The following is an 11,624-nucleotide window of genomic DNA, read 5'->3' as shown; positions in this document are numbered from 1 at the left end:
GCCGGGCCCCGCTCTCTTCCCACGAGGAGCGGGGCCTGGTGTTTTCTTTGCTACGATAGTGAGCGTCACTCACTATGAAGGACGCTCATGGATGACGCACGCTTCGCCGCCGGGCTCGACCGGATCATCCTGCTGACGGTGCTGCTCAACGACGACATGAACCGGGGTCTGGCGGCCGACGGGCTGACGCCGTCGCGGACGTCGCTGCTGTGGACGCTGCGCCGGCTCGGGCCTTCGGCGCAGAAGGATCTCGCCGCCGCGATGAAGATCGCGCCGCGGACGGTGACCGGCCTGGTCGACGGGCTGGTCGCGACGGGGTTCGTCTCGCGGGAGGCCTACCCCGACGACCGGCGGGCCTTCCTGGTCACGTTCACGGCGAAGGGTCTGACCGCGATCGAGAAGCTCGAGGCCGACCAGCGGGAGTTCGGGCGGCAGCTGTTCGCCGCGATGCCTTCGGAAAGGTTTGACGGTCTGATGGCCGGCCTCGATGACGTGCTGGCCACTCTGCACGCCCTCGGCCTGAGGAGCCCATTTTGATCAAAACCATTCTTTCGTACGAGGCCAGACTGTGGATCGCGCTGCTGCGGTGGATCTTCCGGCGGCCGGTTCCGGTGCCGCCCGGGACTCAGCGGTTCCACTACTCGGGGGCCGTCACGATGGTGCTGACGGCGTTCATCGTGGTCTCGGCGCTGGAGATTCCGATCCTCGAGCTGATCCTGCCGTGGGAGGTGGCGCGGATCATCTCCCTGGTCGTCGGGTTCTACGGGCTGTTCTGGATGATCGGTCTGCTGGCCACGATGCGGATATACCCGCACCTGGTGGACGAGTCAGGCATCCAGATCAGGGGCTCTCAGGAGCTGACCATCTTGTGGGGCGATATCCGCAATGTCCGGGAAAGGGGCCGGTCGCTGCCGCCGGGCGGGAAGACCCAGTTCGAGGACGGCGTCCTCTCGCTCGGGATGGCCGGCGGCACCACGGTCGACGTGGTCCTCGCCCGCCCGATGATCCTGCCGGTCAAGAAGACCGGGGGCGAGCCGGTCACCGAGGTCCGCTTCCACGCCGACGCGCCCGGCGATCTCGTCGCCGCCGCTCAGGTGAAGATCTTGAGCCGGGACGCGGTGGACCGATAAGCACCGCATGAGACGTGTCCCGGCCGCCGCGGTGCCAGTGTTCGCCGCGGTCGCGGGGTCGGTGTCCGTGTTCGCGCCGGGCACCAACGCCGCACACATCGCGTACCTCATCGGATTCACGACCGTCGTCGTGTGCGCCTGGATCGGGCTGCGCACGATCGACGGTCCCAGCCGGGGCGCGTACCGGCTGATCGCCGGCGCGCTCACCGTCTGGCTCACCGGCGACATCCTCTACGACCTCCTCGACCGGTTCGCCGGGCCGCTCGGCGATGTCACCGTCTGCGACCTGTTGTGGCTCTCCGGCTACCCGTTCGTCGTGATCGCCATGATCAAGCTGGTGCGGCTGCGGGCGCCCGGCCGGCTGCGCGACGGCCTCCTCGACGCGGCGGCGATGACCACCGTGGTGGCCTGGCTGTTCTGGCAGTTCCTGATCCTGCCCGCGGCCGAGAACCAGGAGCTTTCCCTGGCGACGTTCGTCGGGGCGTCCTACACCTTCGGCGACGTGACCCTCTTCGCGGCCACCGCGATCCTGGTCTTCGCGCCGGGCTCGATCCGCGGTCCCGCTCGCTACCTGGTCGGGGCCCTGACGCTGACCCTGATCGGCGACATCAGCATCTCGCTGCTGCCCGTCCTGTTCCCGGATCTGTCCCGCTCGGGCCAGGCGGACCGGTTCGACGGCCTGCTGCTGCTCGCGAACAGCCTGCTCGCCGCCGGCATCGTGCACCGCGGCGCGGCCAAGGTCGCGGCCCCGGACCACGGGCGGAACCAGCGCCTGCACCCGGCCCGGGTGGTGTTCCTCGGCATCGCGCTGGTGGTGCTGCCCACGGTCACCGGCCTGCACTCGTTCGGCACGATCGTCAGCCGCGTCTCGCTGCTCGTCTCGATCGCGATGCTGACCTCGTTCATCCTCGTCCGCTTCGTGACCGTCGTACGCGAGCAGGAGCGGATCAAGGGCGCGCTGGCCCACCAGGCCGAACACGACCAGCTCACCGGCCTCGCCAACCGCGCGTCGCTGCGCGCCCAGTTGGAACTGGAGCTGTTCCGCGCCGCCGGCTTCGGCCCGGTCGTCCTGTACATGGACCTCAACGGCTTCAAACAGATCAACGACCGGTACGGCCACGCGGCCGGCGACGTCATCCTCGTCGAGTTCGCCCGCCGTCTGACCACCGCCATCCGCCCGGCCGACACCGCGGCCCGCCTCGGCGGCGACGAGTTCGTCGTCCTGGCCACCGGCGTCGAGGACGAGGAACGCGCCCGGGCGCTCGCCCACCGGCTGCGTGCCCTGGCCGACGAGCCGGTCCACTGGAACGGCGAGACCCTGCACTTCGGCGTCAGCGTCGGGCTCGCCGCGTGGGAGCCCCTGGACCGCCCGAACGGCGATGCTCTGCTCGCGGTGGCCGACGCGGCGATGTACGCGGAGAAGGTCGCCCGCAAACAGGCGGCCTGATGCAGTAGGAAGATGGGGTGGAGATTCACAAGGTCGCCTGGAACGGGGCGGGGCGGCGGCTCACGGCCGCCGCGGGTTCGGTGACCGGGAACCGGTACGAGGACAACTACGACGTCGTGCACCTCGACCCCGGGCGGGTGCTGGCCGTGGTGGCCGACGGGATGGGCGACGGCCCCGGGAGCGCCGCCGCCGGCCGGACGGCCGTCGACGTCTTCGTGCGCGACGTGCCGGTGGGTTGCGTTCCCGCCGCGCTGCGGGTCGCGGTCGATCAGGCCCAGCAGGAGGTACGCCGGGCCGCGCGCACGCTGGACGAGCTGACCGGCTGCACGATGACCGCGTTCGTCGCCGACACGCACGCGGCCGCCTGGATCGTGCAGATCGGCGACTCCCGCGCGTACCGCCTGCGCGACGGCCACCTCGAACTGCTCACCGCCGACCACACGATCGCCTGGCTGGGGTTGCTCCACGGCTGGTTCACCCCCGACTCGCCGGAGGCCCGGGCGGCCCGCTACCGCCTCACCCGGTACATCGGTCACCCGGAGAGCCCCGAGCCCGACGTCCTCAACGTCACGCTGCATCCCGGCGACGTCTACCTGCTCTGCACCGACGGCGTGACCGACCAGCTGTCGTACGAGCGCCTGATCCAGCTCTTGGGTACCAATCCGGACCCGGCCGCCGCCGTCCACTTCATGCTGGAGGACACCCTCGAGGCCGGCGGCGACGACAACGCCACGGCCGTGGTGATCAGAGTCGAGCCGACGATCTGAGAACCTCCACCGCACCCGCGATCGCCGCCGCGATGGGCGCGGCGCCGGCGTACCACCGGGCCTCGTGCTCAAGCACGACCGGGACGTCGTCGCCGACCTCGGCAAGCACCTCCCGCAGGGGTACGACGCCGGTCCCCGGCACCACCGGAGTGAGGTCGTCCATGGAGGCGACGTCCTTGATCTGCACCTCGGCCAGCCAGGGCCGCAGCGCCTCGGCCGTCTCCGCCGGGGTCTCGCCGGCCCGCCACGGGTGCACGGCGTCCCAGACGGCGCCCAGGCCCGGGTTCTCGACGAGCCACGGCCGCAGCTCGCTGCCGCGGAGGCAGGCGTCGTGCGTCTCCACCAGCAACCGGACGCCCTGATCGACCGGGAGGTCGAGCGCTCGCGGCTCCCGCTCGCCCGGGAAGAGACGCAGGGCCGGCGCACCGAGGTCGTGCGCGAGCTCCAGGTGGGCGTCGAGGCCACGGGCGCCGTCGGCCAGCTTCACGTAGGTGGCCAGGCTGACCAGCGTCACCCCCTCGTCCGCCAGCAGCTGCCGGGCGTCCCGGCGCGCGGCCTTCGAGATCCCGACGTGGACCGGCTCGTCCTCGGCGCACCGGAGCTCGATGGCGTACGGCCTGACCAGCGCGGCGACCTGGGCGAGCGGCAGACCCGGGCACCCGAGCGTCGAGACGGCGAACACCATGCGGCTATCCTTTCGCGGCCGCCGCCGGCTCGCTACCGATGATCGACATCCGGCTCCCGAGGTTGAGCGCGGCCAGATCCCGGATCGGCCGCAGGGGGTTGGCGACCGCGGCCACCCGCCGCCGCCACGCCATGAAGAACACCACGTCCACCGCGGACAACACGGCGAGGCCGGCCAGAGCCGAGAGCCAGCCGAACCACTCGGCGAGACTGACGACCCCCAGGACGGACACTCCGGCGACCGACACCAGGAACCACACGCCGATGAACAGGGCGAAGGCATCAGCGTCCAGGAGCGCTTTGTTGAGACGATCGGTCGCGGCCGAGCGAAGGCCGAGAGCTTCGGGAATTGTCAGCAGGCCCGTGACCAGAATTCCCAGCAGAATGACCGCCACGACGGTCAAGCCGAACCAGCGCGGGCCCCACGGCCAGTAATCGAAGACCGATCCGAGGAGTCGCACGAGGCCGACGCCCACGACGCCGACGGCCAGAGGCGCGAGAAGGAGAAGCGACAGCGCCAGGAGAAGGTGCGGCTGCTTCGGGTTGGTGTTGACCGTCGACCAGTGCTGGTGCGACGCGGCGGGATCGCTGCGGCAGAACACGCGGCCGGTCGCCGCCCGGTAGATCGGATCGTCCAGCATGGCCACCAGACGGCGGCGGAACTCGCCCACGCCGTGCGCGGCCAGGACGGTGTCGCAGATCTCGCGGGCGGGCGGCTCCGGCAGGGTCTCCACCACCCGCTCGACATCCGACCAGCTGGAAGACGTGACGTTCGACATCTGCCAGATCATGAAGGTCATCTGCGGCGGCGGTACCTCGAGATGGACGTGTCTCTCCCGCACCGCCTCGACCAGGCCCAGCGGGATCGCCAGCCGGGCGTCGACGTACGAGATGTCGTCGGGCATGCCGCCCGCGCCGTTGCGGTCGAGGTGCAGGGCGATGCGCCCGATGACCGACGGCAGCGATCCGGAGTCCGGCCCGCGGAACGGGGCCGACACCCAGTCGAGGGTCTCGCCCCGGCCGACGAGGCTGTTCAGCCGCAGGTGCGCCTCGATGTCGCCCTGCCGCAGGAGCTCGGCGAGGCGCCACGCGGCCCGCACCGCGATGGCGTCGTCGGACCAGATGAGCTCGGCCAGCGCCTCGGCGGCGGCCGGCGTCCCGATGATCGCCAGGTCGTCCACCGCCTGCAACGCCCGCCGGTTGAGCTGGAGGGCCATGTCGACGTACGAGGACAGGGGGTCGACGTGCGCGCGCCCGATCTGCGTGCACAGGGCGGGGATCGCCTGCTCGCCCATCGAGCGAAGCGACGTGCGAGCGTCCTCGTCGCCGGTGGCGGCCCGCTCGGCGAGGACCTCGACGGCCTGCGGCAGCCGTGTCTTGGCGAGTGCGGCGATGGCCACCCGGCGTTCGGGTAGGAACATCGACGCGGATCGGACGAGCTGATTGAAGACGAACTGGCCGCGGGGCCGTGAGTCGGAGGCCACGGCACTCAACGCGTTGATCACCGCCGCCTGATCGAGGTGTGGTGAACCGAGTCGCGACAGGAAGTAGTCGATCACGCTGAGGGCGAGTTCGTTGTCGATCCGCTTGGCCTCGGCCACGCACTCGAGAGCCAGGACACTGTCGCGGTAATCGCCTTTGGTGAATATCTCCTGGACGACTTGGGTGCACTCGCGGCTCGACGCGCCGCACCAGAGCTTCACCGTCTCGCGCCAGCCGGTCGGGTCGGCGAAATAGCGGTCGAGCAGCGCTTCCGGGCGCGCCGCCAGCTCCACCGCCGCCAGGTACTCCTGCAGCGTCAGGTGCGGGAACGCGTACCGCGAGCTGCGCCGGTCCAGCTTCACCAGCAGCTGGCTGCGCTGGTCGATCTCCTCGATGAGCAGCCGGCCGTGCTCGGGGCCGAGGTTCAGATCGGGCAGCATCGCGTTGGTGACGGCGATCAGGTCGTCCTTGTCGATCGAGCGCCGGTCGGGCCGGTCCGCGGGCGCCTCCTGGAGCGCGAGCGCCACCTTCTGGAGCACGGCCAGCTTGTCCTGCCAGTCGTACACGGAAAGGGTCTTGTGTCTCAAGAGGTGGAGGTCGCGGCGCAGGAGGTGGTCAACGGCCAGCTCGTAGAACGCGGCCCGTGAGCTCGGCAGGGTGCGGCCGCTCTTGGTGAGGACCTCGGTGTAGAGGTACGCGATCATCGTGAGCAGCAACGGGCTGGCGGCCAGGCGCATGAGCTGCTGGTTGTGCTGCAGGTCGAAGAAGAGCTTCTCGCCGTCGGTCGCGGACATGCCCGGCCAGTTGGCGAGGAAGCGGCGGATGTTCGCGTCGTCGAAGTCGGCCACCTTCACCCGGTCGGTGAACTCGGGCTCCAGCTGGCCGAAGTAGGCGGCGGTGCGGCAGGTGACGACGATCTGGCAGCGGGCGTACTCGCGGGCGAAGTCGGCGATCATCCGCGCCACGCGGTCCTGGTCGTCCTTGCCGACCTCGTCGAGGCCGTCGAGCAGCACGGCGAGCTCGCCGTCGCGCAGGGCCGACTCCACGAAGGCCGGGCCCTTGCGGACGTCGTTGCGGATCAGCTCGGCCTCGATCAGCCGGGCGATCGAGGCGTCGTTGCCGTTGCACCGGTGCAGGTCGACCATGACCGGCAGCCGCATCGCGGAGACGCCGGTGTCCATCGCCCAGATGAGCATCGAGTGTTTGAGCAGCATCGACTTGCCGGCGCCGGGCGGGCCCAGCACGATCACGCGGCGCTGGCGCCGGAGCCAGTCGTAGACGTCGCGCCGCTCGCCGCTCGTCTCGTACTGCAGCGGGACGTACACCTTGAGGATGTCGACGTTGCTGCCGTCGTCGACCTGCTCGTTGACGAAGCCGAGCCGGTGCCGGGCGAAGTTGGCCCGCACGGCCAGGCGGTAGGCCCGCAGCGCGCGGGCGTTGAGGATGCGGCTGGCCGAGATCTGCCGCACGAACAGGCCCGAGAATCGCGTCCCCATCTCCTGCAGGACGCGCCCGAGGAACTGCTTGAGCGCCCAGAGGACGATCGCCAGGAGCAGGAGGCCGCCGAACCCGTACGGAACCAGTGACGCCAGCCCCTTGTCCGCCATCGGGCCATCATCCATTGTGGATCTTGATAGGTATATCGCCCTAAGTGCCGAATCTTTCCGGCTACGCCTCCAAGCGCCGGCGCCACTCCGCGAGGCCCTCGGTGAGTGTCTCGACGAGCGCTTCCGGAAGGCCCGCCACCTGCGCGGCCATCGCGGCGTCGAAGGTCGGTCTGGCCGCGGCCAGCGCCTCCCGCCCGGCGTCGGTCAGGACGATCAGGGAGGAGCGGCGGTCGTCCGGGTTGGCGTCGCGGCGGCACCAGCCGCGCGCCTCCAGCCGATCGACGGCCTTGCTGGTCGCGCCGACCGTGATGTCGACCTCGTGGGCGATGTCGTAGACCCGGCAGCTCGCCCGGCCGGCCAGGATGCGCAGGAACTCGAACTGGCCGAGCGTCAGGTCGTGGGCGGCGCGCATGCGGGCGTCGATGCGGTTGAAGACGTGGGTCTCGGCGCGGATCAGGTCGATGAAGAGGGCGGTGAGGTCCGTCACGTGGCGAAGTTCCGATCGCAGGAATTAGCTTCCAAGGAAGCTAGTTAGCAGGAATGAATCTATCGTGACGGAGGCGGACATGGACCGGCAAGCACAACGCGCGACTATCCGGGCGGCACTGGCCAACTTCCCCCGCGAGCGGGGCACCGTGGAGCAGGAGCGCGCCGGCTTCGAGGCGTACGCGGACTCTCGGCCGAAGGATCCGCGGCTGGTGTCCGACGAGGTGACGCTGGGCGGGCGCCCGGCGACAAGGACGCGGGCGGGCGACGGGCCCACGCTGCTCTACCTGCACGGCGGCGGGTTCGTCGTCGGCTCGGGCCGCACGGGAGCGGGACTGGCCGGCGCGCTCGCGGTCCGCACCGGCGGCACGGCGTACTCGCTGGACTACCGCCTCGCGCCCGAGCACCCGCATCCGGCGGCGCTCGAGGACGCGCTCGCCGCCTACCGGGAGCTGCGCAGCGTTTCCGGCGAGATCAGCGTGGCGGGCGATTCGGCGGGCGGCGGACTCGCGGTGGAGCTCCTCGTGGCCGCGCGGCAGGAGGGGCTACCGCAGCCGTCCGCCGCCGCGATTTTCTCGCCGTGGGCCGACCTGACCCTCAGCGGCGAGAGTATGCGCACCCGCGACGGCATCGACCCTCTTTTCACCATCGACACCCTTCGCTGGTACGCCGCCAAGTACGCCCCCGGCAACGAGAAGGAGGCGAGCCCGCTCTTCGCCGATCTGACCGGCCTCGCCCCGCTGCTCGTCCAGGTGGGCAACGACGAGGTCCTGCTCGACGACGCCGTCCGGCTGGCGGCCCGGGCCGCTTCCGACGGCGTCGACGTGACGCTGGAGGTCGCCCAGGGGCTGCCGCACGTCTACCAGAACAACTACGGGCGGCTCGACGACGCCGACGAAGCCCTGGACCGCGCGGCGGCCTTCCTCACCCGGCCCCGCTGAAGGTTGCGCGGCACGGGTCACTCCTTGGGAAGGAAGTTTCCGTAGATGTGGATGCGCTTGCGCTCGACCGAGAACGCGTAGGCCTCGTACGTGTCCCCGGCCGTGTTCCGGGCGCCGCCGGTGTACTTCGCGGTGAAGGTGTAGGTGCCGGCGGTCAAGGTGGAGCCCGCGCGCAGGACGAAGTGATACAGCAGCGCGTCGGATTGCTTCGTGACGGTGGCGGTCACGGTGTCCGCCGGGGAGTCGAAGCCGTCCGGGGCCAGGCCCGGCGTATCGGGCATGCGGATGGTCAGGTCCAGTTCGGTCAGGTCGGCGGCGGCCTTGAGGGTCACCGTCGAACCGGCTGCCGAGACGGCGCTCGTCGACGAGAGGCTGCCCTTGTCGACCTGGGTGTCGCCGGGGTGGCCGCGGACGAGACCGGCCGACGGGGTCGGGGCTGTGGTGGCCGGCGGAGCCTCGGTGCGGGGGTGGCTGGTCACCGAGCGGGACGTGGGTGCGGTCGCGGTGGCCACGGTGCTGGGCGAGGGCGTCGCGGACGCCGTGGCCGGGGGAGGAGCGGCCGGCGTCGAGGGGGACTGATCGGCCAGGGCCCACTTCGCGACGCCGCCCAGGCCCAGAACCGTCAGCACCGCGAGTCCCGAGCCGGCCAGGCGCAGGAAGCGGCCCCGGGGGCGGATCCCAGCGGCGCGGTTCGCGGCTATGCGGTTGAGCATCGCGGTGCGGTCGGGGGTGTGCTCGTCGAGCGCCGAGTGCAGCGAGTCGCGCAGGAGGTCGTCGTCGGTCATCGGGCCACCTCCGGGTCGAACTTCAGGTCGCGCAGCAGATCGGCCAGTTGTTTGGCGCCGCGGGAGGTCTGACTCTTCACGGCGCCGACCGAGATACCGAGGATGTCGGCCACCTCGCGTTCGGGCAGGTCGAACGCGTAGCGCAGCACCACGCAGGCGCGCCGCCGGTACGGCAGGCGCTTGAGGGCGGTGCGCACGTCGAGCACGGCCGGCACGTCCGGGCCGGGCGCGCGGTCGCCGCCCAGGCCGAGCAGGGCCAGGCCGCGCCGGGCCCGGCCCTGACGCCGGAGCCAGTTGCGGGCGAGATTGGCGACGATTCCCTTGGCGTACGCGGCGGGATCGCCGGCCGCCGAGACCCGGTCCCAGTGCTTCCAGACCTCGGTCAGCGCGTCGGCGGCCAGGTCGTCGGCGGCCGTCTTGTCGGCCGTGAGCAGGAAGGCCAGGCCGGACAGGGCGGCGTGGTGGCGTTCGAAGAAGGCGTGGAAGGCCTGGTCGCGCACCGGCACCGCCCTCCACGAAAGCCCGACTGATCAGCCTGAAGACGATAACGGAAGCACGTCGAGCAGACCATCGGCGACCTTCTGGGCGGGTGCCCGATACGCCTCTTCGAGTGACCGGAACACCTTCTGCGCCCGCGCGGCCGGCCAGTCGGCGGGCAGGTGCTCCACCGGCAGCCGGGGGTCGCGCCGGATCGCGTCCAGCCATTCCGCCATCAGCCGCAGCCGTTCACCGAGTGGATCTCCGGCCGGGGAAGCCGTTTCCCAGCGCGCGACGAACTGGTGGTAACGGTCTGACAATTCGGCCAGGTCATAGGTATCGCCAATCAATGACGAGATATTTGTCGTGGCGTCCGCTCGCGCATGGAAGACCAGGCCGTGCGCCACCAAGCCCAGCGACGACACGATCCCGGCCGCGTCGACCCGGCCGGGCGCGATCCACAGGCCGCCCTGCACCGGGCCGAAGCCCGACCACGCCAGGCGGGAGCGCAGGTCGTGCCGTTCCCGCTGCATCGACTCGGGCAGGGAGAAGCTCAGCAGCGTCCACGTGCCGTCCCAGCGGTCGTTGACCGCGCCGTCGTGCCAGATGCGGGCGCGGCCGTCGCGCAGGATGGCCGCCGACCGGCCGGTGAGAGCGAAGTACATCTTCCGGCCGGCCGGACGCCGGTGCAGCAGGTCGCGCCCGACCATGCGGCTGAGCGTGGAGCGGGTGGCGTGCGTGGAGACGCCGGCCCGGGCGAGCGCCTCGATGATGCCGCCGGCGCCGAGCGAGACGTCCCGGTCGAGGGCGTACGTGCCGAACAGCATCAACATCAGGTCCTGCGGCTGCATGAGCTGATGTTAGGCACATTCTTGACGGCCGTGAAGGATGCGCCTAATTTCGGAGACGTGGACGACATCACTCTCGCCGGCAAGGTCGCGATCGTCACCGGCAGCGGTCGTGGACTCGGTCTCGCGTACGCCAAGGCCCTGGCCGCCGCAGGCGCATCGGTCGTGGTCAATGACGTCGACCGGGCGACCGTGGACGCCGCGGTCGCCGAGGTGAAGAACTCGGTGGGCGTGACGGCCGCGGTCGGCGACGCCGAGAGCGCGGACAGCCTGGTGCGGGCCGCGGTCGACGCGTTCGGGCGGCTCGACGTCCTGGTCACCAACGCGGGCATCCTGCGCGACCGGGTGCTGTGGAAGATGACCGACGACGACTTCGACGAGGTCGTCCGGGTGCACCTGCGGGGCACCTTCACCTGCGCCCGGGCCGCCGCGATCCGGATGCGCGAGCAGGGCGAGGGCGGCCGCATCATCCTGATCTCCTCGCCGGCCGGGCAGCGGGGCAACTTCGGGCAGACCAACTACGCCGCGGCCAAGGCCGGCATCGCCGCGATGGCCCGCACCTGGGCGATGGAGCTGGCCCGCGCCGAGATCACGGTCAACGCGGTCGTCCCGGTCGCCGCCACCGCGATGACCCGCACGATCCCCGCCTTCGCGCCGCTGATCGAGGAGTCCGAGCGCACTGGCGAGCCGCTGCCCGCGTGGGTGCGCCGCGACGAGGGGCTCGGTAGCGTCGACGACGTGACCGGACTGGTCGTCTTTCTCGCCTCCGACGCCGCCCGTGACATCACCGGCCAGGCGATCGGCGTCGGCGGGGACCGGCTCGCGCTCTGGGCCCACCCCCAGGAGAAGACCGTCGCTTTCCGCGACGGCGGGTGGAGCGCGAGTGCCATCGCCGCCGGCTGGGCGTCGGGCATCGGACAAGAGCTTGAGGGGTACGGGATTCCGGCGCCGAAACCTCCGGCGGCCTGAC

Annotated in this window: 12 protein-coding genes; 6 read left to right on the top strand and 6 right to left on the bottom strand. The window is 71.0% G+C overall.

Features of this window, described 5'->3' with window-relative positions; translation table 11 throughout:
* The first annotated feature begins 87 nt into the window (after nucleotides 1–87).
* From A3CQ_RS0116260 to A3CQ_RS0116245, 4 genes are read left to right on the top strand one after another with little or no spacing between them, the layout of a single operon-like run.
* Nucleotides 88–537: a MarR family winged helix-turn-helix transcriptional regulator gene (locus A3CQ_RS0116260; protein ID WP_020512001.1), complete on the top strand. Its 450-nt coding sequence runs from the start codon at nucleotides 88–90 to the stop codon at nucleotides 535–537.
* Nucleotides 534–1,130 carry a hypothetical protein gene (locus tag A3CQ_RS0116255; protein WP_020512000.1) on the top strand — a complete coding sequence of 199 codons (597 nt, stop codon included), beginning with the start codon at nucleotides 534–536 and terminating at the stop codon, nucleotides 1,128–1,130. Before A3CQ_RS0116260 ends, A3CQ_RS0116255 begins: the two co-directional genes overlap by 4 nt.
* 7 nt (nucleotides 1,131–1,137) lie before the next feature.
* Complete coding sequence (locus A3CQ_RS0116250; protein ID WP_063713571.1) at nucleotides 1,138–2,577, top strand: GGDEF domain-containing protein; 1,440 nt, start codon at nucleotides 1,138–1,140, stop codon at nucleotides 2,575–2,577.
* Between the two features lie 17 nt (nucleotides 2,578–2,594).
* The gene (locus tag A3CQ_RS0116245) at nucleotides 2,595–3,344 is read left to right on the top strand and encodes a PP2C family protein-serine/threonine phosphatase (protein WP_020511998.1); all 750 of its coding nucleotides are present in this window, start codon (nucleotides 2,595–2,597) and stop codon (nucleotides 3,342–3,344) included.
* Here A3CQ_RS0116245 and A3CQ_RS0116240 read toward each other — a convergent pair.
* The 3 genes from A3CQ_RS0116240 to A3CQ_RS0116230 form a co-directional block, all read right to left on the bottom strand.
* Nucleotides 3,322–4,029 (bottom strand): sugar phosphate isomerase/epimerase family protein, encoded by a 708-nt coding sequence (locus tag A3CQ_RS0116240; protein ID WP_020511997.1) that lies wholly within the window; start codon nucleotides 4,027–4,029, stop codon nucleotides 3,322–3,324. The genes A3CQ_RS0116245 and A3CQ_RS0116240 overlap by 23 nt on opposite strands.
* Before the next feature lie 4 nt (nucleotides 4,030–4,033).
* Entirely contained in the window at nucleotides 4,034–7,117 is a 3,084-nt protein-coding gene (locus A3CQ_RS0116235; protein ID WP_020511996.1) for an NACHT domain-containing protein, read from the bottom strand.
* A 61-nt stretch (nucleotides 7,118–7,178) separates the two neighbouring features.
* Nucleotides 7,179–7,604, bottom strand: coding sequence for a MarR family winged helix-turn-helix transcriptional regulator (locus A3CQ_RS0116230; RefSeq protein ID WP_020511995.1), 426 nt, complete (start codon nucleotides 7,602–7,604; stop codon nucleotides 7,179–7,181).
* 79 nt (nucleotides 7,605–7,683) lie between these two features.
* On the opposite strand from A3CQ_RS0116230, the gene A3CQ_RS0116225 reads away from it, so the two are divergent.
* A complete protein-coding gene (locus tag A3CQ_RS0116225; RefSeq protein ID WP_026205760.1) occupies nucleotides 7,684–8,544 on the top strand; it encodes an alpha/beta hydrolase in 861 nt (286 codons plus the stop codon).
* 17 nt (nucleotides 8,545–8,561) lie between these two features.
* Here the strand turns inward: A3CQ_RS0116225 and A3CQ_RS0116220 are convergent, their stop codons facing one another.
* From A3CQ_RS0116220 to A3CQ_RS0116210, 3 genes are read right to left on the bottom strand one after another with little or no spacing between them, the layout of a single operon-like run.
* Nucleotides 8,562–9,329, bottom strand: coding sequence for a hypothetical protein (locus tag A3CQ_RS0116220; protein ID WP_020511993.1), 768 nt, complete (start codon nucleotides 9,327–9,329; stop codon nucleotides 8,562–8,564).
* Complete coding sequence (locus tag A3CQ_RS0116215; protein WP_040432493.1) at nucleotides 9,326–9,829, bottom strand: SigE family RNA polymerase sigma factor; 504 nt, start codon at nucleotides 9,827–9,829, stop codon at nucleotides 9,326–9,328. The genes A3CQ_RS0116220 and A3CQ_RS0116215 overlap by 4 nt, the downstream gene beginning before the upstream one ends.
* Before the next feature lie 30 nt (nucleotides 9,830–9,859).
* Nucleotides 9,860–10,657, bottom strand: coding sequence for a PaaX family transcriptional regulator (locus A3CQ_RS0116210; RefSeq protein WP_020511991.1), 798 nt, complete (start codon nucleotides 10,655–10,657; stop codon nucleotides 9,860–9,862).
* A gap of 57 nt (nucleotides 10,658–10,714) precedes the next feature.
* Here A3CQ_RS0116210 and A3CQ_RS0116205 point away from each other — a divergent pair, with 57 nt between their 5' ends.
* Nucleotides 10,715–11,623, top strand: a complete 909-nt coding sequence (locus A3CQ_RS0116205) for an SDR family oxidoreductase (RefSeq protein ID WP_020511990.1) — start codon at nucleotides 10,715–10,717, stop codon at nucleotides 11,621–11,623.
* Nucleotide 11,624: the final 1 nt, after the last annotated feature.

Source organism: Paractinoplanes globisporus DSM 43857 (assembly GCF_000379645.1).
Taxonomy (GTDB): domain Bacteria; phylum Actinomycetota; class Actinomycetes; order Mycobacteriales; family Micromonosporaceae; genus Actinoplanes; species Actinoplanes globisporus.
This window is presented reverse-complemented; position numbering and strand designations above follow the sequence as displayed.